Annotated in this window: 17 protein-coding genes; 12 read left to right on the top strand and 5 right to left on the bottom strand. The window is 67.6% G+C overall.

Annotated features, from left to right (window positions below; translation table 11 throughout):
* Positions 1-10 precede the first annotated feature (10 nt).
* The 4 genes from GDJ08_RS09780 to GDJ08_RS09765 all read left to right on the top strand — a co-directional run bounded on the left by GDJ08_RS09780 (position 11) and on the right by GDJ08_RS09765 (position 4,357).
* Positions 11-379: a BON domain-containing protein gene (locus tag GDJ08_RS09780; RefSeq protein WP_017354411.1), complete on the top strand. Its 369-nt coding sequence runs from the start codon at positions 11-13 to the stop codon at positions 377-379.
* 198 nt (positions 380-577) lie between these two features.
* Entirely contained in the window at positions 578-2,398 is a 1,821-nt protein-coding gene (locus tag GDJ08_RS09775; protein ID WP_017354410.1) for a sensor histidine kinase, read from the top strand.
* The gene (locus tag GDJ08_RS09770; RefSeq protein ID WP_153164784.1) at positions 2,395-2,835 is read left to right on the top strand and encodes a response regulator; all 441 of its coding nucleotides are present in this window, start codon (positions 2,395-2,397) and stop codon (positions 2,833-2,835) included. The genes GDJ08_RS09775 and GDJ08_RS09770 overlap by 4 nt, the downstream gene beginning before the upstream one ends.
* A gap of 4 nt (positions 2,836-2,839) precedes the next feature.
* Complete coding sequence (locus tag GDJ08_RS09765; protein ID WP_017354408.1) at positions 2,840-4,357, top strand: ATP-binding response regulator; 1,518 nt, start codon at positions 2,840-2,842, stop codon at positions 4,355-4,357.
* A 42-nt stretch (positions 4,358-4,399) separates the two neighbouring features.
* Here GDJ08_RS09765 and GDJ08_RS09760 read toward each other — a convergent pair whose 3' ends face one another.
* Positions 4,400-5,134, bottom strand: coding sequence for a proteasome-type protease (locus GDJ08_RS09760; protein ID WP_017354407.1), 735 nt, complete (start codon positions 5,132-5,134; stop codon positions 4,400-4,402).
* 84 nt (positions 5,135-5,218) lie between these two features.
* On the opposite strand from GDJ08_RS09760, the gene folK reads away from it, so the two are divergent.
* A complete protein-coding gene (gene folK, locus GDJ08_RS09755) occupies positions 5,219-5,701 on the top strand; it encodes a 2-amino-4-hydroxy-6-hydroxymethyldihydropteridine diphosphokinase (RefSeq protein ID WP_153164783.1) in 483 nt (160 codons plus the stop codon).
* Between the two features lie 25 nt (positions 5,702-5,726).
* On the opposite strand, the gene GDJ08_RS09750 is transcribed toward folK, so the two are convergent.
* Positions 5,727-6,464 carry a pteridine reductase gene (locus GDJ08_RS09750; RefSeq protein ID WP_017354405.1) on the bottom strand — a complete coding sequence of 246 codons (738 nt, stop codon included), beginning with the start codon at positions 6,462-6,464 and terminating at the stop codon, positions 5,727-5,729.
* A 56-nt stretch (positions 6,465-6,520) separates the two neighbouring features.
* Between GDJ08_RS09750 and GDJ08_RS09745 the strand changes: the two genes are divergently transcribed.
* The gene (locus tag GDJ08_RS09745; RefSeq protein ID WP_153164782.1) at positions 6,521-7,705 is read left to right on the top strand and encodes a class I SAM-dependent methyltransferase; all 1,185 of its coding nucleotides are present in this window, start codon (positions 6,521-6,523) and stop codon (positions 7,703-7,705) included.
* A gap of 10 nt (positions 7,706-7,715) precedes the next feature.
* Positions 7,716-8,096 (top strand): VanZ family protein, encoded by a 381-nt coding sequence (locus GDJ08_RS09740; RefSeq protein WP_229296503.1) that lies wholly within the window; start codon positions 7,716-7,718, stop codon positions 8,094-8,096.
* Between the two features lie 62 nt (positions 8,097-8,158).
* Here GDJ08_RS09740 and GDJ08_RS09735 read toward each other — a convergent pair whose 3' ends face one another.
* The 3 genes from GDJ08_RS09735 to GDJ08_RS09725 form a co-directional block, all read right to left on the bottom strand.
* Entirely contained in the window at positions 8,159-10,495 is a 2,337-nt protein-coding gene (locus GDJ08_RS09735) for a beta-N-acetylhexosaminidase (protein ID WP_153164780.1), read from the bottom strand.
* Positions 10,496-10,591: 96 nt separating this feature from the next.
* Positions 10,592-13,213: a TonB-dependent receptor gene (locus tag GDJ08_RS09730; RefSeq protein WP_017354401.1), complete on the bottom strand. Its 2,622-nt coding sequence runs from the start codon at positions 13,211-13,213 to the stop codon at positions 10,592-10,594.
* A gap of 131 nt (positions 13,214-13,344) precedes the next feature.
* Complete coding sequence (locus tag GDJ08_RS09725) at positions 13,345-14,364, bottom strand: glucokinase family protein (RefSeq protein WP_026070493.1); 1,020 nt, start codon at positions 14,362-14,364, stop codon at positions 13,345-13,347.
* A 369-nt stretch (positions 14,365-14,733) separates the two neighbouring features.
* Between GDJ08_RS09725 and GDJ08_RS09720 the strand changes: the two genes are divergently transcribed.
* From GDJ08_RS09720 to GDJ08_RS09700, 5 genes are read left to right on the top strand one after another with little or no spacing between them, the layout of a single operon-like run.
* A complete protein-coding gene (locus GDJ08_RS09720; RefSeq protein WP_017354399.1) occupies positions 14,734-16,026 on the top strand; it encodes a sugar MFS transporter in 1,293 nt (430 codons plus the stop codon).
* A gap of 42 nt (positions 16,027-16,068) precedes the next feature.
* Positions 16,069-17,136, top strand: a complete 1,068-nt coding sequence (locus GDJ08_RS09715) for a LacI family DNA-binding transcriptional regulator (protein WP_026070492.1) — start codon at positions 16,069-16,071, stop codon at positions 17,134-17,136.
* 6 nt (positions 17,137-17,142) lie between these two features.
* On the top strand, positions 17,143-18,171 hold the full coding sequence (locus tag GDJ08_RS09710) for an SIS domain-containing protein (RefSeq protein WP_153164779.1): 1,029 nt from the start codon (positions 17,143-17,145) through the stop codon (positions 18,169-18,171).
* A complete protein-coding gene (gene nagA / locus GDJ08_RS09705; protein WP_017354396.1) occupies positions 18,171-19,319 on the top strand; it encodes an N-acetylglucosamine-6-phosphate deacetylase in 1,149 nt (382 codons plus the stop codon). The genes GDJ08_RS09710 and nagA overlap by 1 nt, the downstream gene beginning before the upstream one ends.
* Positions 19,316-20,380, top strand: coding sequence for an acyltransferase family protein (locus GDJ08_RS09700; RefSeq protein WP_153164778.1), 1,065 nt, complete (start codon positions 19,316-19,318; stop codon positions 20,378-20,380). Before nagA ends, GDJ08_RS09700 begins: the two co-directional genes overlap by 4 nt.
* Positions 20,381-20,425: the final 45 nt, after the last annotated feature.

The following is a 20,425-nucleotide window of genomic DNA, read 5'->3' as shown; positions in this document are numbered from 1 at the left end:
GACATCCGAGATGACCCTTACTACCCGTAATCTGCTTGCTGCTTCGCTGGCCTTCGGTATGGTGCTGGGCACGTCCTCGGTCATGGCCAAGACCCCGCCCAAGAGCACCGACGCGGCGGCGATGACCCATGCCGACACCCATGACTCCGCCGAACCGGTGACCGACAGCTGGATCACCACCAAGGTCAAGGCCGACCTGCTGACCAGCAAGAACGTCCCCGGCACCGAAGTGAAGGTGGAGACCGTCAACGGTGTTGTCACCCTCAGTGGCACCGTGGCCAGCCAGGCCGAGCATGACAAGGCCGTCCGCGTGACCCAGGGCATCAAAGGCGTCAAGCGCGTCGATGCCAGCGCACTGAAGGTGGCCGCTGCCCGCTGATTGGCCGGTACATCCCCGCACCCGAGGGGGCGCGCCATCCGGCGCGCCCTTTTTTATGCGTTCATCAGCCCGGTCCACCACCGTATTCACACATGGGCTGCGGTATATTGGCCATTCCGCCACCGCAGGTGTGGCGCGCTTGACGGCCTGCCGCGGGTGCGCATGGCCAGTCACGGCACAGTGAGCTGACGAGGGACTATGGCACTGGTTTTCAGTGATGAAATCTGGGATCGCTGGCGCTTGCCAGCACTGGGACTGGCGGCGATCGCCATCATCGTGGTGCCGTGGCTGACGCAGCGCAAGCTGCAACAGGAAAACGCCAATGCGATGGAGTGGGTGAGTCATACCCAGCAGGTGGGCGTTGCGCTGTACCAGCTGCAGGCCGACGTCCGCGACGTGGAATCGGCCGCGCTGACGATGTCCAAGGGCATCGACGCGCCCGGGCTGCGCGAGCGCATGGCCCAGACCAACGACATCCCCACCCGGTTGTCCAAGTTGGCGATGCTGACCCAGGACAACCCCGACCAGCTGGTGCGCATCGGCCGCATCGAGTCCATGCTGGAACGGCGCATGGAGCTGGCCAAACAGTTGGCGCGCTCCTCGCCGACCTCCGACCAGCGCCAGCTGGTTCAGGACATGACCACCCGCTACCCGATCCGCAACCTGGTCGAAGACCTGCAGAAGCACGAGGAGAATCTGCTCGCCCAGCGGACCGCGAACCTCGTCAAGCAACAGCGGCAGAGCGACATTATCTCGTGGAGCGCGCTGATCGTGCAGCTGCTGCTGCTGGGCCTGGTGCTGTGGCTGCTGCACCGGCAGATCGGCCACCGCCTCAATGCCGAACGGCAGTCGCTGCGCTCGGCCGCACGCGCGGCCTCGGTGCTGCATACGGTGCGCGAACCCATCGTGCTGCTGGATCGCCAGCTGCGCGTGCAGATGCACAACCCGGCCTTTGCCGAGCTGTACGGTCTGGATGAGGCCGATTCGCCCGACGGCATGGCGCTGGACACCGTCGGCGATGGCGCCTGGAAGGACGCGGTGGTGCGCCAGCGCCTGACCGATGTGCTGGTGCGTGGCCGCGAACTGTGGGACTACGAACACGAGCAGCGCACGGCGGACGACGTGTCGCGCACGATGCTGATCAACGCGCGGCGCATGCCGCTGCCGGACAAGGACGACGAAGTCGTCCTGATGACCGTCAGCGATGTCACCGTGCAGCGTGCGGTACAGCAGCGCGTGGAGGAACTGAACCGCCAGCTGGAAGGCAAGGTCGAGCAGGTGTCGGAGGTCAATCGCGAACTGGAAGCATTCAGCTATTCGGTCTCGCATGATCTGCGCGCGCCGTTGCGGCATGTCGCCGGCTTCTCGGACAAGCTCACCCGCCACCTGGGCGAGGAGGCCGACGAGAAGACCCAGCATTACCTCGGGGTGATTTCCAACTCGGCGCGGCGCATGGCCGCGCTGATCGACGACCTGCTGGTCTACTCGCGCCTGGGTCGGGCGGCGATGCGCCTGCAGGCGGTGGACATGCAGTCGCTGGTCGCCGACACCCGCTCGATGCTGGACGCCAACCTGCAGAGCGAAGCCGAGGCCAGCGGCGTCCAGCGGCAGGTTGAGTGGTCGATCGCCCCGCTGCCGATCATCGTGTCCGACGAGAACATGATGCGGCAGGTCTGGCTGAACCTGTTGGGCAACGCAATCAAGTATTCTTCCACCCGGGATCCGGCGCGGATCGAGATCGACTACAAGCTGCAGCCCGATGGCAGCCACCTGTTCTCGGTACGCGACAACGGCGCCGGCTTCGACATGGCCTACGCCGGCAAGCTGTTTGGCGTGTTCCAGCGGCTCCACAAGGCCAGCGACTACCCAGGCACGGGCATCGGCCTGGCCAGCGTGCGCCGCGTGCTGACCCGGCACGGTGGCCGCATCTGGGCCGAGTCGGTGGTCGACCAGGGCGCCACGTTCCACTTCCTCCTTCCTCCTGCACTCGACGCAATCAACAAGGGCTCTGCCGCATGACCGCACTCCGTACCATCCTCCTTGCCGAGGACAGCCCTGCCGACGCCGAGATGGCGGTCGACGCGCTGAAAGAAGCCCGCCTGGCCAATCCGATCGTGCACGTCGAAGACGGCGTCGAAGCGATGGACTACCTGCTGCGTCGTGGCGCCTTCGCCAACCGCGAGGAAGGTCTGCCGGCGGTGCTGCTGCTGGACATCAAGATGCCGCGCATGGACGGCCTGGAAGTGCTGCGCGAAATCCGCAGCACCGACGAGCTCAAGCGCCTGCCGGTGGTGATCCTGTCCTCCTCGCGCGAGGAGAGCGATCTGGCCCGCAGCTGGGACATGGGCGTGAACGCCTACGTCGTCAAGCCGGTGGACGTGGATCAGTTCTTCGGCGCAGTGCAGACCCTGGGCAAGTTCTGGGCCGTCATCAACCAGGCTCCGGAACTCGAGTAATCCCATGCCGCTGACCGGCCCTGCGTTGGGTGCACTGCGTGTCCTGCTGATCGAAGACTCGCCGGAAGACGCTGAACTGATGTGCGAGCAGATGCTCGATGCCGGCCTTGAGGCCAGTTTCGAGCGGGTCGAGAGCGCCGATGAACTGCGCGAGGCGCTGGAGCGCTTCCTGCCGGACATCGTGCTCTCGGACCTGAGCATGCCCGGCTTCTCCGGCAACGAGGCCCTGCAGATCGTGCGCGCCACCTGCCCGGATGTACCGTTCATCTTCGTGTCCGGCACGATGGGTGAGGAAAACGCGGTGGCGGCCCTGCACCAGGGCGCCAACGACTACATCATCAAGCACCATCCGGCGCGACTGCCGTCGGCGGTGGCCCGCGCCGTGCGCGAGGCGCGCAGCGGCATCGAACGCCAGCGCGTGGAAGCCGAGCTGATGCGCGCCCAGCGGCTGGAAAGCCTGTCGCTGCTGGCGGCCGGGCTGAGCCACGACCTGCGCAACATCCTGCAGCCGCTGCTGATCATGCCGGACCTGCTCAAGGCCCGCACCGAGGACCCGCAGCTGCACCACCTGGCCGACGTGATCGCCGAGTGCGGCCGGCGCGGCCACGAGATGGCCGAGTCGATGCTCTCCTTCGTGCGTGGCTCGCGCAAGCCGAGCGAGCACATCTGCATCGCCCATCTGTTCGAGGCGGTCGAGCTGCTGCTGCGCAGCAACCTCCCCGACAAGGTGACCCTGCAGCTGGATGTGGCCGAGGAAGGCCTGGCGGTGGATGCCAACTACACCGAACTGCAGCAGGTGCTGTTGAACCTGTCGTTGAACGCGATCCAGGCCATGCCCGGCGGCGGACGCCTGACCCTGCGCGCGGCAGCGGACCTGGACGGGAAGGGCGAGGACTGGCTGCGCATCTCGGTGACCGACGAAGGCACCGGTATGGACGCTGACACCCTGTCGCACCTGTTCAATCCGTTCTTCACCACCAAGGCCAACGGCACCGGTCTGGGCCTGATTTCGTGCAAGCGCATCGTCGAAGGCGCGCACGGCAGCATCCATGTGGACAGCGTCCCCGGCGTGGGTACCCGCTTCGACCTGCTGCTGCCGATGCAGGAGCTGGCGGCCCCCCACGAGGCCATCGACGGGCCGATCGCTGCCGGTGCCGGCCAGTCGATTCTGGTGGTGGACGGCGAGGCCACGCGCCTGTCCCTGCTCGGCAACGCATTGTCCAGCCAGGGCTACCACCTGCAGTTGGCCTCCGACGGTGCGGCCGCGCTGCGCTGGATGCAGCAGGAGGCGATGCCGGCGCTGGTGATCGCCGATGCCGGCTCCAAGCTGCTCTCGGCCAGCCATCTGCTCGGCGAGATGGCGTCGCTTGGCTATCGAGGGCCGGCGCTGGTGCTGGAAGAAGCCGACGTGACCGTGCCGCTGGCGGTGTTCCCGCCGTCCATCAACGTGCACGTGCTGCGCAAGCCGCTGGAAATGCAGCAGGTGTTCCGCTCGGTGGCCGAGGCGCTGGAGACGGCGTAAGGGCGTCTGCAAGGGCGTACCGGCCAGCGGCCGGTACCTGCATCAGTGTTCCCAGGGAAACGCCGGCAGGCTGGCAACGGCCTGCTCGAGTTTGTGCGACCAGCTGCCGTGGATTTCGGCATACAACGGCGAATCGCCGGCCAGCCGCATGCGCTGGCTGATGCGCAGGTCGCCGTCGCGGATCAGTACCAGGTCCATCGGCAGGCCCACCGACAGGTTTGAGCGGATGGTCGAATCCAGCGACACGATCGCGGTGCGCGCCGCGTCTTCCAGGCGGGTCTGCGGGCGCAGGATGCGGTCCAGAATCGGCTTGCCGTACTTGGACTCGCCGATCTGCAGGAACGGGGTTTCTGGCGAGGCCGCGATGGCGTTGCCCAGCGGGTAGATCATGTACAGGCCCGGGTGCTCGCCGGCGATCTGTCCGCCCAGGATCAGGGTGGCGTGGGTGACGATGCCATCGTGGCCGGCGTCCTGCGAGGTGGCATTGACCTGGCTGTCGACCAGCACGCGGCCAACATACTCGGCGACCTCGAACAGGTGCCGGTACGCCCGCAGGTTTTCCGCGCGCTGCTCCTCCACGTCCCGGCGCAGCCGCGAGATCAGCAGCTGGGTGGTGGCCAGGTTGCCGGCGGCCATGATCACCAGGGCCGCTTCGCCCGGAAACTCGAACTCATGCAGCTTGCGGTGGACGCGGACATCATCCAGCGAGGCGTTGGTGCGGGTATCGGCGGCGAAGACCAGGCCTTCGTTCACCTCGATGCCGACGCAATAGGTCATGTCGGTGTCCTATGATGTGCACCCCGATTCTATGCGGTGGCCGTGACGGCACCATGTGGATTCGCCCCACGCACGCTGAATACCATGACCACTGCGCTCCTGAGCCTGGGCAGCAACCTGCAGCCGCAACAGCATCTTCACGCCGCGGTGGAGGCCCTGCGCGCGCGCTTCGGCGACATCCGCGTCTCCCCGGCCTACCGGACGGCGGCCGTCGGCTTCGACGGTCCGGCATTCCTCAACAACGCGGTGGTGATCGAGACCGACCTGCCGCTGGACGCGCTGGATGCCTGGCTGCACGCGCTGGAAGACGCCCACGGGCGTGATCGCAGCGGCCCCCGTTTCAGCGACCGGACCCTGGACATCGACGTGGTGTTCTATGGCGACCTGATCGTGGAAGGGCCCGGCCACCTGCGCATTCCGCGCCCCGAGCTCAAGCACGCGTTCGTGCTCAAGCCGCTGGCCGACATCGCCCCGGACTTCATCGACCCGGTCAGCGGGCTGGACCTGGCGACGCTGTGGCGGGCACATGGGCAGCACCACGACCGCTTCGAGGAAGTGGCGCTGTAGGGCCGGCCGCTGACCGGCACCCATGTCAGGTGAGCTGGCGGCCGCCATCCACACGCAGGGTGTGGCCGGTGATGAACGGGGCGTCGCTGACCAGCCAGTACACGGCTTCGGCGATCTCCTCCACGGTGCCGGTGCGGGCCAGTGGCGTGCGGGCCAGCAGCGCCTGCTGCGCGAAATCGTCCTTGCCCTGCTCGGGCCAGAGGATCGCGCCGGGCGCCACCGCGTTGACCCGGACCTTGGGGGCCAGTTCCAGCGCCAGTGACCGGGTGACCATTTCCAGTGCCGCCTTGGCCGCGCTGTAGACCGGATGGTCGCGCATCGGCTGGGTACCGTGCAGATCGGTCAGGTTGACGATGCTGCCCTGGTGGCGGCGCAGCTGCGGCGCGGCGGCCTGGGCCAGCAGCAGCGGCGCGCGCGCGTTGACCGCGAACAGGTCGTCCCAGTGCTCGGCGGTGATCTGGCCGAGCAGGGTGGGGTAGAAGTTGGAGGCGTTGTTGACCAGCGCGTCGAGCCGCCCGAACTGCGCCACGGTCTGCTCGACCAGGTCGGGCAGGGCGTCGGCATCGCGCAGGTCGGCCTGCAGGGCCAGCACGCTGCCGGGGCGCAGCATGTCAAGGTCGAAGGCCATCTGCTGCAGCTCGGCGGTGGAGGTATGGGCGTGCAGCACCACCGACCAGCCGCAGGCATGGAACTGGCGGGCGATAGCCGCGCCGATCCGGCGCGCACTGCCGGTGATCAGCGCCACGGGCGCGGTGTCGGTCATCGGGGGTAACTCCCTGCTCGGCTATGCTGTGCATTGTCACCGCAATCGCCCGCGCCATGCATTCCCCACTGCCCCTTCCCGAGTCCGACGCCCTGGCCCACAGCGAGACGCTGGCCGCCGCCCTGCGTGAGGAAATCCTCGCCAATGGCGGTGCCATGCCGTTCGCGCGCTTCATGGAGCTGAGCCTGTACGCCCCCGGGTGGGGCTACTACAGCGCCGGCGCCAGCAAGTTCGGCAGCGCCGGCGATTTCACCACCTCGCCGGAAATCGGCTCGTTGTTCGCCGCCACCGTGGCCAACGCGGTCGCGCCGGTGATGCAGCAGCTCGGCCCGCAGGCGCGGTTCCTGGAACTGGGCGGCGGCAGCGGCGCGTTCGCCGAGATCCTGCTCAAGCGCATGCTGGAGCTGGATGCGCTGCCGGACCGCTACGCGATCCTGGAGCCCAGCGCGGACCTGCGCGAGCGCCAGCGCGAACGCCTGGAAAAGGCGCTGGTACCGCCGCTGTTCGCGCTGGTGGAATGGCTGGACGGGCCGTTCGACGACGACTGGGAAGGCATGGTGTTCGCCAACGAGGTGATCGATGCGCTGCCCACGCCGCGTTTCCTGGCCAAGGACGGCATGATTTACGAGGAAACCGTGGAGCTGGACGCGCAGGGCGCGTTCGTGCGCGGTGCGCAGCCAGCCGACGCGCTGCTCGGTGCGGCCGTGCGGCACGTGGAGGCCTACCGCGAAAAGCCCTTCGCCGACGGTTACCGGTCCGAGCTGCTGCCGCAGCTGCCGTACTGGATCCAGGCGGTGGCCGGCGGCCTCAAGCGTGGCGCGATGCTGTTCGTGGATTACGGCTATCCGCGCAACGAGTTCTACCAGGACGAGCGCGACGACGGCACGATGCGCGCGTTCTACCGCCACCACGTCCACAACGATGTCTACCGCTGGCCGGGCCTGCAGGACCTGACCGCGTCGGTGGATTTCACCGCGCTGGCCGAGGCCGGCACCGGGGCGGGGTTCGAGCTTGCCGGCTACTGCACGCAGGCCAGTTTCCTGCTCGGCAACGGCCTGGACGGGCTGCTGGAGAAGGCGGAGGCGCGCACCGACGAGATCGGGCGCGTGCGCCTGCGCGACCAGGTCAAGAAACTCACCCTGCCCACAGAAATGGGTGAGCGCTTCCAGGTGATGGGCTTCCAGCGCGATGTGACGTTCGAGGCCGCATTCCTGCTCGGCGACCTGACCTGGCGCCTGTGAGGTGGCAGGCATCGTCGTGTTGAAGCCATTGCGCTGGCCGCGGGTGTGGCTGGCGCTGTGGTGGCTGGCGATCCTGGTCACGGTCACTGTCTGCCTGATCCCGCCACCGCCGTTGGCGTTGCCGGAGAACAGCGACAAGGTCGAGCACTTCCTGGCGTATTTCCTGCTGGCTTCGGCGGCGGTCCAGATCTACCGGCCACGTGCGCCACTGGCATGGGCAGCGGTGGGCCTGGTTGGCCTGGGCAGCGGCATTGAAGTCGCGCAGGGTGCATTGACCCGCGACCGCATGGCCGACCCGATGGATGCGCTGGCCAACAGTCTTGGCGTGTTGGCCGGTATGTCGCTCGCGTTCACCCCGCTGCGCGATCTGCTGGTCCGCCTGCGCGGGTAAGCCACCGCACCCATCGCAGGTCGTGCCGGCCAGCGGCCGGCACGGCCCCTTTGGGGTGAACCCTACTTCGGCAGCAGGGTCAGTTCGTCCAGTACCCACATCGTCGGCCGGGTGTCGCCGGCGAAGCGCACGCACAGGTTCTGCGTGCCCTTGAGCGAACGCGGCAGCGCGGCCTCCAGAGTGATGAAGCCGTCCTTGCCCGGTACGGCGGGCAGCGGCACGGTCGCCAGCGGGGCGCCATCGCACTGGCCGTTGAGGATGTCCATCTCGCCGTGCGCGCTGCGTGCAGGGCTGAATCGGCGCTGCGGCTCGTCGTGGGCAAGCTGGAAGTAGTACGGAATCTGGCCGGCACGCACGCGCAGGCGCGCGATGCCGTCCAGGTCCGCGTCCTGCCAGAACCAGCAGGGATTGAAGATGTTGACGTTGAAGATCGCCCGCGCGCCGTCGGCCGGGCCGTCGTCTTCCAGCCGCAGCAGCAGCTTGCCTTCGCCCGGGCACAGCGCCAGGTGCTCATCGGTGCGGCTGAGCAGCGAGGCGGCGGTGATATCGAAGCGGCTGGCCGCACGGGCCAGCGCCTTGCCGTCGAAGAAGGCGGCCGCCTGCAGCGCGACCGGCAGCGGCTGCTGCAGGGGCGTGCTGTAGCGCGGCGACTGTGGCGTGACCGCGCTGCCATCGGTGCTGTAGCGGATCTCGTAGCCCAGCGGATTGCGCAGCGTGAGTGTGGCGGTGCCGGCCTTGCGGTCGTCGCGGGTGTCCAGTTCCACCTCGAACGGGGTCTGCGCGTAGGCGATCCCCATCGCCTGCCAGCGTTGCAGCTGGGTCGGCAGACGTGCGAGGAAGTCGCCGTAGTCGCGGCGTTCACGCGGCGACCAGCCGGTTTCGGCCACGGCGGCCAACCGCGGGAACAGGTTGTGCTGCAGGCGCGCGTAGCTGCGCGTGTGCTCGGTGAACATGTTGGCCTGCAGGCCGAGGATGTGCTGCTGCTTGTCGCGCGCCAGCGCGTCGGGGACCGGCTCGAAGCCGTACACGCGCGCCAGCGGCGTGGTCAGCGGGCGGCCCGGCGGTTCGTTGTCCGAGGTGGTCTGCAGGTAGTCCATGTACATGTCGGTGACCGGCGACATGATCACGTCATGCCCTTCGCTGGCGGCCTTCAGGCCCCCCTCGGTGCCGCGCCACGACATCACCGTGGCCTCCGGCGGCAGGCCGCCTTCGAGGATCTCGTCCCAGCCGATCAGGCGGCGGTCGTGCTGTTCCAGGTACTTCTCCAGGCGCTTGATCAGATGGCTCTGCATCTCCATCTCGTCGCCCACGCCAAGCGCGCGCATGCGGGCCTGCACCCGGGCCGAGGCTTTCCACTGGTCCTTGACCGCTTCATCGCCGCCCACATGCACGTACTTGGCGGGGAAAAGCGCGATCACTTCCTCCAGCACGTTCTCCAGGAATCGGAACGTGCTTTCCTCGGTGTTGAACAGGTTCGGGAACACGCCCCATTCGCTCAGTGGCGTGAGCGGGGTATCCAGCGTGCCCAGTTCGGGGTACGCGGCAATCGCGGCGGTGGCATGGCCGGGCACGTCGATTTCCGGAATCACCTGGATGTGGCGCGCGGCCGCATAGGCGATGACCTCGCGGATCTGGTCCTGGGTGTAGAACCCGCAGTACGGGCGCGGCGCGCCGGTGGCCGGATCGCGGCCGCCGTCGCCGGCAGGAATGCGGCAACTGCCGACCCCGGTCAGCTTCGGGTAGCGCTTGATTTCCATGCGCCAGCCCTGGTCGTCGGTGAGATGCCAGTGGAAGGTGTTGAGCTTCTGTTCGGCCATCGCGTCGAGCACGCGCTTGATCTCGTCCAGGCTCTGGAAGTGGCGTGCCGAATCGAGCATCAGCCCGCGCCAGCTGAAGCGCGGGGCATCGTCGATGCGCAGCGCCGGCACAGTGCCACCCGCGCCCGTGGTAGCCAGCTGTGACAGGGTCGCCGCACCGTAGAACAGGCCTGCTTCGGTGGCGGCCTGCACGGTCACGCCGGTGCTGCCGGTGCGCAGCTGATAGCCTTCCGCGCCGGTCTTGAGCGCCTTGTCGAGCACGAAGCGCACGCCCTCCTTGCCGCGGCCCGCCTGCACCTGCAGCGCCGGGCCACCGCTGTCGCGCAGCAGGGTGGTGAACTGCCCCGCGACGCGCCGCGCGGCATCGCCCTCGGCATGGACCGGCGTCGTGGCGGTGACGGTGTAACCGGCACCGTCGATGCGTTCGACCCTGGCTGGCACGGGCATCAGCGGCAGCGAACCGGGCAGAGCGCGCGGGCCATCGGGTGCCAGGGCATCGGCGGCCTGGGCCAGCGGTGCGAGGGAAGCAGCCAGCGCGAACGTCAGCAGCGACAGCGAGGTACGACGGGTGCGGGTGAGCATCGGGTCATTCCTTTGTAGCGAATCGGGGTCCACCTGTAAAAACGGGCCCGGAGGTCCGGGCCCGTCGTTCAGGCGTTCAGCGTACTGCGTCGGGAATCAGAACTTGAAGTGCAGGGTGGCCATGTAGCGGCGGCCGCTCTTGTACTTGCCGGCCAGATGCTCCTTGTCGCCCAGGTACTGGAAGTAGGTTTCATCCAGCAGGTTCTGTGCGTCGATGTTGAGCGACCAGTTCTCGTTGAAGGTGTAGCCGACGCTCGCACCCAGTTCGGCGTAGTCGTCCACGCTGGCGGGGGCGGCACCGGCCACGTAGCCGCCGGCCAGGTAATGCGAGCGCCAGTTGTAGGTCAGGCGCGCGTTGATCGGGCCCTTCTCGTAGTACGGGCTGAAGGCCACCGCATTGCGCGACTGGTACGGCAGCGGATCACCGGTGTTGTTCTCACCGTTGGCGTAGGTGTAATTGGCGGTCAGGCCGAAGCCGCTTTCACCGAAGGGCTGCTGGAAGCTGATATTGAAGCCCTTGACGTGGCCGCTGCCGGCGTTGCGCGGACGCTGGATGCTGTAGTCGCAGTAGCCATCAGCCGCGCAGCCGTTGGTGCCCACGATGTTGGCCCAGTTGGCCGGCGAGGTATCGCGGATCGAGTTGTACTGACGCTCGATGGTGGCCGAGGTGTCGATGTAGTTGTCGATCTTCTTGTAGAACACCGACCATGCGACCACCGACTGCGGGGCGAAGTAATACTCGGCCGACAGGTTGTAGTTCCACGACTCATACGGCGACAGATTGGCGTTGCCGCCGCTGCCGGTGAGCTGGGTGTCGTTGAGGAAGGTGTTGTTGACCATCTGGTTGTACGGCGCCCAGGCGATCACCTTGGCGGCAGCGAAGCGGAACACCCAGTCGCTGTCGGTATCCCAGGCCAGGCTCAGCGACGGCAGGATGAAGTCTTCGGACTTGGTCCGGGTCTGCCACTTGCTGTCCAGGTCGTCCAGGGTCGGTGTGCCGCCGTAGACGAAGCCGCTGCCCTTGGTCTTGGAATCGACGTAGCGCACGCCGACGTTGCCGCGCAGCGGGCCGTTGGAGAAGTTCAACTGTGCATAGGCGGCGTTGTTGGTCTGCTGCAGGGCCCAGCTGTTGTTGAGGTAGCTGGACGGATCCGGGTTGGCAAAGTCCAGCGGGCTGCCCTTGACCCAGTTCAGCACGTTGTTGCGGCCGGCCTGGATGTGGCGCGACTGGTCGTCGCCGAAGCCCTGGATGTCGGTCAGCCCGATGGTGCCGACGTCGGCCAGGCTGCCCGGACGGACGCCGCCGTAGACGTTGAGCTTGAAGTCTTCGTCATGCTTGCCGTGACGCACGCCGAACTGCAGCTGGTTGAAGATGCTGTCGAACTGGACGTTGAAATCCAGCTGGGCGTAGCTGTCCTTGCTCTCGGTGGAGAAGACGCCGTTGTTGCCGAACCAGCCACCGGCGGAGTTCCACTTGGCCGGATCGCGCGCGTCGGTCGGGTTGTCGAACTTCAGGCCGTCGTTGATGTTCCAGCTGTACGCACCGTTGTAGAACGGCTCGATGAAGTACTGTGCCAGATCCTTGTTTTCCGACTTGCTCTGGCCGGCCTGGCCACTCACGCCCCAGCGCTCGCCCTTCCAGGCGCCACGCAGGTCAAGGCCCTTGGTGGTGACTTCCGATTCGCGCACGTTGTTGTCGTAGATCACCGTGCCGCTGTTGGCGGTGGCGCTGGCGTTGGAGTGGCCGCTGGTGGCCACGCCGTTGCGCACGCCGCCAAGCTGGTCCACCGCACCGACGGTGCCCGGATTCCAGGTCAGGAACGAGTACATCGACTGGTTGTAGTTGTCGAAGCTCTCCTTGATGTACAGGCCGCTCAGATTGAACTCGAGCGCATCGGTCGGCTTGAACTGCAGGTTGACCACGGCGCTGTCGCGCTTGCGTTCCTGCTGGAACCACGCGGCGTTGATCGAGTTGGGCACGTCCACGTCACCGGCCACGCCGGTGGCATTGGTGAAAGTGGAGGCCTTGGCATAACCGAACACTTCGATGCCCTGGCGGTCCACGGCTTCTTCGTAGTGCTGGGCCGACACGGCGATGCCGAAGGTTTCCTCATCGTTCTTCCAGCTGTACAGCGCCGACGCATTCGGCTTGCCTTCGCTGGCCTGCTGGCTGTAGCTGTAGCCGATCGAGGCAGCCACTTCGTTCTGCTTGAGGTCCAGCGGCTTGCGGCTGTGCATCAGCACCGTGCCGCCCAGGCTGCCTTCGGTCAGGCGCGCTTCGGACGACTTGATGATTTCCGCACGGCCCAGGATCTGCGGCGAGAGCAGGGTGTAGTCGAAGCCACGGTTGGGCTGCTCGCCGTACAGCCAGATCGCCTGGGCGACCGGGTGGTTGTCCAGGAAGGTCAGATTGAGGCTGGGATCGGTGCCGTCGATGCTGACGCGCTCACCCTGGCCGAAACGACGGTCGAGGGTGACGCCGGGGATCTGCGACAGCGCCTCGGCGACGTTGGTGCTCGGGAACTTGCCGATGTCCTCGGCGGTGATCGCTTCGGAGACACCGACGTTGTTGCGCTTGGTGTCCAGCGACTTCTCCAGGCTGGCGCGGATGCCCACGACCTGCACGGTGTCCAGGTCCTGGGGCGTCTGCTGCGCGTGGGCGCTGAAGGCAAGACAGCTGAAAATGGCTGCCGAAAGCAGACTCTTGCGGTGGTTCATGATGTCTCTCCTCATCAATCCGATGGTTCGCCAGCGACGGCGTGCGGTTGGTTCGACCTTGCCGGGCGCCCGTTGCCGGTGCGCGTCTTTCTCTGCCACGTACTGCGTGTTGCGTTGTCCGGTGCGCCCGCTCAGGCGTCCTGACGGCCCAGGTACCAGCTGGCAGCGCCTATGACGCCCAGCTGCCCGTGCTCGACCACCTTCACGGGAATGCGTTCCAGCGCTTCGCGCATCGGCCCCTTGTTGAGGTAGCGCTCGACGAAACTGCTGTTCAACAGGAATTCGCGGATCTGCGGCAGGATGCCGCCGGCCAGGTACACCCCACCGGTGACGCCGTATTGCAGGGCCATGTCGCCGATCGTGCTGCCGAGCAGCCCGCAGAACACCTCCAGCGCCTGGCGCGCCTGCGCGTCCTGGCCGGCCATCGCCGCAGCGGTGATCGCATCCGGACTGGCCAGCGTGGGGGCCTGGCCGTTGATCGCGCACAGCGCGCGGTACAGATTCATCAGACCCGGGCCGGACAGTGCCTGCTCGACCGACACGTGCGACCGGTCGCGCAGCATCTGCCGCACGATCGCCATTTCCAGTTCGGTGGTGGTGGCCAGGGTCGGTTGGCCGGCTTCGGTCGCCAGCACCACTGCCCCGTGCGGGGTGGGAATCCACACGGCCGCGCCGAGTCCCGTGCCGGGGCCGACCACCAGGGTCGGGCCGCGCGGCGCCGTGGCCGGTCCGGTCAGCTGCAGCACACCGCTGGCATCGACCTGTGCGGCGGCATAGGCCACGGCTTCGAAGTCGTTGACGATGTAGACCTGGTCCAGGCCGACCTCACGTTCGATCTGCCGGGCCGACAGCGGCCACGGCACGTTGGCGGTGATGACCGTGCCGTCGTCGCGCGCATAGCCGGCCGTGGCGACCACGCAGTGGGCCGGGCGCGGGCTGTCGGCCAGGAACTCGGCCAGGATCGCGCTCAGCCCGGGGTAATCGGCGTTGCGGAACTTGCGGTACTCCAGCAGCTGCACCGGATGGTCCGGATCCTGGCTGGCCTGGACCCGGGCCACCCGCACATGCGTCCCGCCCACGTCGGCGGCCAGGAACGGCGGCACCGCCGGGGAGGCGGCATGGGCCTGGACAGAGTGGGCAGCTGCGGTCACACGGACTCCCTTGGGTGCGCACGGCCAGGCTGCTGCCCGGCGATTGAGGCGGAGTCTGTAATCGTTCTGACAACGATGTCAACGATAACCTCCGACTTTCGATGGTGCGCTGCAACGGGCGGTTGCGCGCGAAAACGTTTTCACCGCACTGCCGTCATGTTTTCGCAAACGCGCTGAAAACCGGCGCTGCACGCCGGTGCTGCAGGCGCAGCGCAGCGGTTTGCGCAGGTGCAGCATGACCGGATGGCAGCGCGGGGCCGCAGCAAGTTGTTGACAAAGACAGCGGGCACGTCGAATAAATGTGACAACGTTGTTCCCAGCCATTTGTCCGACGCCGCTCTGCGCGCCGTCGATGCAGGAGCCTTCCAGATGTCTGCAGTGCCTGCTGCTTCCGCGCGTTCCAGCGTGGTCACCTCGATCCTGATCATCGGCGTGCTGTTCTTCCTGATCGGCTTCTTCACCTGGCTCAACGGCCCGCTGATCACCTTCGTCAAACTGGCCTTCGAGCTGGACGAAGTCGGCGCGTTCCTGGTGCTGATGGTGTTCTACCTGTCCTATTTCTTCCTTGCGCTGCCGGCATCGTGGATCCTCAAGCGCACCGGCATGAAAAAGGGCCTCAGCCTGAGCCTGCTGGTGATGGCGGCCGGCGCGGTGGTGTTTGCCCACTACGCGCAGCAGCGCTGGTATCCCGGCGCGCTCAGTGGCCTGTTCGTCATCGGCAGCGGCCTGGCCCTGCTGCAGACGGCCGTCAACCCGTACATCAGCATCCTCGGCCCGATCGAGACGGCCGCGCGGCGCATCGCCCTGATGGGCATCTGCAACAAGATCGCCGGCATGCTGGCCCCGGTACTGATCGGCACCCTGGTGCTGCACGGTATCGGCGACCTGGATGCGCAGGTGAAAGTGGCCGATGCGGCAGCCAAAACGGTGCTGCTCAATGACTTCGCGGCCAAGATCCAGCTGCCGTACATGGCGATGGCCGGGCTGCTGGTGGTGCTGGCGGTGGGTGTGCTGTTCTCGCCGCTGCCGGAGCTGAAGACCGCCGAGGCCAACGCCACCCCGGCACGCGCGGCCGGCGTGGCCGAGCGCACCAGCATCTTCCAGTTCCCGCACCTGTGGCTGGGTGTGCTGTGCCTGTTCGTGTATGTCGGCGTGGAAGTGATGGCCGGCGACGCGATCGGAACCTACGGCCACGGCTTCGACCTGCCGCTGGACCAGACCAAGATGTTCACCTCGATCACCCTGGGCGCGATGCTGGTGGGCTATCTGGTCGGCTTGGCGCTGATTCCGCACCTGGTTTCGCAGTCGCGCTACCTGAGCATCTCGGCCGTGCTGGGCGTGGTGTTCTGCGCCGGTGCGCTGCTCACCCACGGCTATGTGTCGGTGGGCTTCGTGGCCGCGCTCGGCTTTGCCAACGCGATGATGTGGCCGGCGATCTTCCCGCTGGCCATCCGGGGCCTGGGCCGCTTCACCGAAACCGGCTCGGCGCTGCTGGTGATGGCCATCGCCGGTGGCGCGATCATCCCGCAGGCGTTCGCCGTGCTGAAGCAGCATATCGACTTCCAGTGGGTGTTCGCCGGCCTGATGATCCCGTGCTACCTGTACATCCTGTTCTACTCGGTCCGGGGTCACCGGGTCGGCCTGTCCCGCGACGGCCAGTGATCGGCGATCATGGACGCTCCACGGAACCTGCAGGACAAGAGCATGCGCAGAGCGACCATCAAGGATGTCGCCGAACGGGCCAAGGTGTCGTTGAAGACCGTTTCGCGCGTCATCAACAATGAGCCCTCGGTGATGCAGGCCACGCGGGCACGCGTGCTGCGCGCGATCGCCGAACTGGACTACGAGCCCGATCCCGCCGCGCGCAACCTGCGCACCGGCACCACGCTGGTGGTCGGGCTGGTCTACGACAACCCCAACCCGTACCACATCATCGGCGTGCAGAACGGCGTGCTGGCCGCTTGCCGCGAGACCGGCTTCGGGCTGCAGATCCATCCGTGCGACTCCAGCTCGCCGATGCTGGCCGAGGAACTGGCCGACTGGGTGCAGCGTTCGCGTCTGGCCGGGCTGGTGCTGACCGCGCCGATGTCCGAACGCCGCGACCTGGTCGCGGCGCTGACCGCGCGCGGCATCAAGCTGGTGCGCATCATTGCCGCCACCGCCGACCCGGAAGACGGTGCCTGCGTGTTCGTCGACGATCGCGAGGCCGCCTACGAGATCACCGAGCATCTGATCCAGCTTGGCCACCAGCGCATCGGCTTCCTGTGGGGCGGCAGCTCGCACCGCTCCAGCGGCGAGCGCCATGCCGGTTACGAGGCGGCGCTGCGCGATTACGGCATGACCATCGACAAGCACCTGGTGGTGCAGGGCGACTACACCTTCGATGACGGCTTCCGCGGCGCCCGCCGTCTGCTGGCGCTGCGCGAGCCGCCCACCGCGATCTTCGGCTCCAACGACGAAATTGCTGCCGGCGTGCTGGCGGCGGCCAAGTCGGCCGGCATGAACGTGCCCTACGACCTGTCCATTGCCGGCTTCGAGGACAGCCCGTTCTCGCGCCAGTCGTGGCCGCCGCTGACCACCGCCAAGCAGGCCACCGAAGACATCGCACGGCACGCCGCGCGCCTGTTGATCGCGCAGCTGCGCAGCGATGCCTACGACGATGCGCCGCTGCAGCTGCAGAACCAGGGCTTCGTGCCGCAACTGGTGGTGCGCGGTTCCACCGCCCCGATGCGCCCGCAGGGTGCACGCCCTCCCTCTCCTGAAACGACCTGAGTCCCCATGTCCCTGCCTGCTCCCCACGAGACCCTGATGTACCGCGAAGCTGCGGAAGCCGCCGACGTGATCGCCGCGCAGTTCGCGCGCAATCAGGTCGCGGTGGAAACGCTGGCGGCGAGCCTGCGCGCCGCGCCGCCGCCGTTCGTGGTGACCTGCGCGCGGGGCAGCTCGGACCATGCCGCCACCTATGCCAAGTACCTGCTGGAAACCCGGCTCGGGCTGGTGACCGCGTCGGCGTCGCCGTCGGTGGGCTCGGTCTATGAGGCACCACTGCAGTTGCGCGGGGCGCTGTACATCGTGATTTCGCAGTCCGGCAGGAGTCCTGACCTGCTGCGCAACGCGGAGGCCGCGCGGGCGGCCGGCGCGCGCGTGGTGGCACTGGTCAACGTGGAGGATTCGCCACTGGCGCAGCTGGCCGAGACCGTGATTGCGCTTGGCGCAGGTGCCGAGCGCAGCGTGGCGGCGACCAAAAGCTATCTCGCCTCGCTGTCGGCGATCCTGCAGCTGGTGGCGTACTGGAGCCAGGACGCGGCACTGATCGCCGCGCTGCGGATGCTGCCCGACGCGCTCCGCCAGGCCTGGAACAGCGACTGGTCGTCGCTCACCGAGGGTCTGGTGCCGGCGCACAACCTGTTCGTGCTCGGCCGCGGTCTTGGCCTCGGCGCGGCGCAGGAAGCAGCACTGAAGTTCAAGGAAACCTGCGGCCTGCATGCCGAGGCCTACAGCTCGGCCGAGGTCAAGCACGGCCCGATGGCGCTGGTCGGCCCGGGCTTCCCGGTGCTGGCCTTTGCCCAGCCCGACGAAACCGGCGCAGGCACCCGTGCCGTGGTGGAGGAGTTTGCCGCGCGTGATGCGCAGGTGTGGCTGGCCGCTGTGGGCGGCGACCTGGCGCTGCCGGCTGCGCCGCATCCGGCGTGCGCCCCGCTGCTGGCCGTGCAGGCCTTTTACCGCGCGATCAACGCGCTGGCACTGCGTCGTGGGCACAACCCTGACCTGCCGCCGCATCTGAACAAGGTGACGGAAACCGTCTGATGAAAACCGTGCTGCGCAATGCCCGCATCCTGGCTGGCGATGACTTCCGCGACGACCTCGCCGTCGTGATCGAAAGTGGCCGCATCACCGCGCTGGTGTCCGATGCCGCGCCCACGCTCGGCCAGGCCGACGAACAGGTGGATCTTGGCGGCGGCTGGCTGCTGCCGGGCTTCATCGATGCGCAGGTCAATGGCGGCGGCGGCGTGCTGTTCAACAACACGCCGGATGTGGCCACGCTGCGCACGCTGGCCCAGGCGCACCGGCGTTTTGGCACCACCGGCCTGCTGCCCACGCTGATCAGCGATGACCTGCAGGTGATGCGCAGCGCCATCGCCGCCACCCGCCAGGCCATCATCGATGGCGTGCCGGGCGTGCTCGGCATCCATCTGGAAGGGCCGTACATCGCGCCGGCGCGCAAGGGCACGCACGATGCCAGCAAGTTCCGCGTGCCCGATGCGGCCGAGATCGCGCTGGCGGCGTCGCTGGACAACGGCGTCACGCTGCTGACGCTGGCCCCGGAACGGGTGCCGCTGGACAGCATCCGCGCGCTGGTCGAGCGGGGCGTGGTGGTGGCCGCCGGCCATACCGCCGCCAGCTACGAAGAGGCCCGTGCCGGCCTGGAGGCGGGCATCCGCGGTTTCACCCACCTGTACAACGCGATGTCGCCCCTGACCGGTCGCGAGCCGGGCGCGGTCGGCGCGGCACTGGAAGACCGCGACAGCTGGGTGGGCATCATCGCCGATGGCGTGCACGTGCATCCGGCCAGTCTGCGCGTGGCGCTGGCGGCCAAGCCGCGCGGCAAGGTCATGCTGGTCACCGATGCGATGCCGCCGGTGGGTGCGGAGGACCCCAGCTACGTGCTGTATGGCGAGGTCATCACTGCGGTGGATGGTGTGGTGCGCAACGCGGCCGGCTCGCTGGCCGGCTCAGCGCTGGACATGGCCACGGCCGTCCGCAACGCGGTGCAGCTGCTGGGGCTGCCGCTGGCCGAGGCGGCGCGCATGGCGTCGACCTATCCGGCGGAGTTCCTCAACCTGGATGATCGCTACGGCCACATTGCCGAAGGCCATCGCGCCGACCTGGTGCTGCTGGACGATGCGTTGCAGGTGCGCAGCACGTGGATCGGTGGCCAGCGCGAAGACGCATGAGCGTCGCTTCATCCCCGCGCATGGGCTCGATCGATGCACTGCGCGGGCTGACCGTTGCGGCGATGCTGCTGGTCAACAATCCGGGCGACTGGGGCCATGTATATGCCCCGTTGCTGCACGCGGACTGGCATGGCTTCACCCCGACCGACCTGATCTTCCCGCTGTTCCTGTTCATCGCCGGCGTGTCGATGGCCTTCAGCCTGGTGCCGCGTGCGCACGACCCGGCGGCGCGGCCGGCGCTGCGTCGCGGGCTGCTGCAGCGCGCGTTGCGCATTCTGGTCGCTGGCGCATTGCTGCAACTGCTGGCGTGGTGGTTGTTCGAGCTGCCGGCGTATCGCCTGTGGGGCGTGCTGCAGCGGATCGCCGTGTGCGTGGCGGTAGTGGGCCTGTTGGCGATTCACACCCGTGCGCGCACGCAATGGGGGGTGATGGGCGTGCTGCTGTCCGGTTACGGCCTCATGCTGCTGAGCGGCGCATCGCTCGACCCGTGGGTGAATGTGGCCAGCCGCCTGGATACCGCACTGTTCGCCCCGATGCTCTACACGTACACCACCGAAACCGGCCTGGGCCACGATCCGGAAGGACTGCTGAGCACTGCCGGCGCCATTGCGACCACGCTGCTGGGCCTGCGCGCCGGTGCGTGGCTGCGTACCGGACAGCTTGCCCGGCTGGGCGGCCTGGCCCTGGCGTGCGTGGCCCTTGGCGCGCTGGCGACCCTGTGGCTGCCGCTCAACAAGCACCTGTGGACGCCCAGCTTCGTGCTGTGGGCCGGTGGCCTGTCGGTGCTCGCGCTGCTGGCCGCGCATCTGCTGGTGGATCGCTGGGGCGCGCCGGCGCTGGGGCGGCGCTTCGGCGTCAACGCGATTGCGGCCTACCTCGGGTCGTCGGCGATGTCGCTGGTGCTGGTGGCCAGCGGCGTGTGGGCCACGGCATACGCCTGGCTGGCGGCCCGGCTGCCGTCGGCATCGCTGGCATCGCTATGCTGCGCGCTGGCCTTCGTGGCGCTGTGGTGGGGCGTGATGTGGGCGCTGGACCGGCGGCGGATCTACCTCAAGATCTGAATCCGTGGCGGCCTGCACGCCGTGCCGGCTATGCTCGGCACGGAT

It is taken from the genome of Stenotrophomonas nematodicola (genome assembly GCF_009467805.1).
Lineage (GTDB): Bacteria > Pseudomonadota > Gammaproteobacteria > Xanthomonadales > Xanthomonadaceae > Stenotrophomonas > Stenotrophomonas nematodicola.
Note: the sequence above shows the minus strand (reverse complement) of the source record. Positions and strands in the feature narration are given on the sequence as shown.

Coding starts and splice junctions, on each gene's coding strand:
- GDJ08_RS09780 (WP_017354411.1), top strand. CDS start 11: ATGACCCTTACTACCCGTAATCTGCTTGCTGCTTCGCTGGCCTTCGGT.
- GDJ08_RS09775 (WP_017354410.1), top strand. CDS start 578: ATGGCACTGGTTTTCAGTGATGAAATCTGGGATCGCTGGCGCTTGCCA.
- GDJ08_RS09770 (WP_153164784.1), top strand. CDS start 2,395: ATGACCGCACTCCGTACCATCCTCCTTGCCGAGGACAGCCCTGCCGAC.
- GDJ08_RS09765 (WP_017354408.1), top strand. CDS start 2,840: ATGCCGCTGACCGGCCCTGCGTTGGGTGCACTGCGTGTCCTGCTGATC.
- GDJ08_RS09760 (WP_017354407.1), bottom strand. CDS start 5,134: ATGACCTATTGCGTCGGCATCGAGGTGAACGAAGGCCTGGTCTTCGCC.
- folK (WP_153164783.1), top strand. CDS start 5,219: ATGACCACTGCGCTCCTGAGCCTGGGCAGCAACCTGCAGCCGCAACAG.
- GDJ08_RS09750 (WP_017354405.1), bottom strand. CDS start 6,464: ATGACCGACACCGCGCCCGTGGCGCTGATCACCGGCAGTGCGCGCCGG.
- GDJ08_RS09745 (WP_153164782.1), top strand. CDS start 6,521: ATGCATTCCCCACTGCCCCTTCCCGAGTCCGACGCCCTGGCCCACAGC.
- GDJ08_RS09735 (WP_153164780.1), bottom strand. CDS start 10,495: ATGCTCACCCGCACCCGTCGTACCTCGCTGTCGCTGCTGACGTTCGCG.
- GDJ08_RS09730 (WP_017354401.1), bottom strand. CDS start 13,213: ATGAACCACCGCAAGAGTCTGCTTTCGGCAGCCATTTTCAGCTGTCTT.
- GDJ08_RS09720 (WP_017354399.1), top strand. CDS start 14,734: ATGTCTGCAGTGCCTGCTGCTTCCGCGCGTTCCAGCGTGGTCACCTCG.
- GDJ08_RS09715 (WP_026070492.1), top strand. CDS start 16,069: ATGCGCAGAGCGACCATCAAGGATGTCGCCGAACGGGCCAAGGTGTCG.
- GDJ08_RS09710 (WP_153164779.1), top strand. CDS start 17,143: ATGTCCCTGCCTGCTCCCCACGAGACCCTGATGTACCGCGAAGCTGCG.
- nagA (WP_017354396.1), top strand. CDS start 18,171: ATGAAAACCGTGCTGCGCAATGCCCGCATCCTGGCTGGCGATGACTTC.
- GDJ08_RS09700 (WP_153164778.1), top strand. CDS start 19,316: ATGAGCGTCGCTTCATCCCCGCGCATGGGCTCGATCGATGCACTGCGC.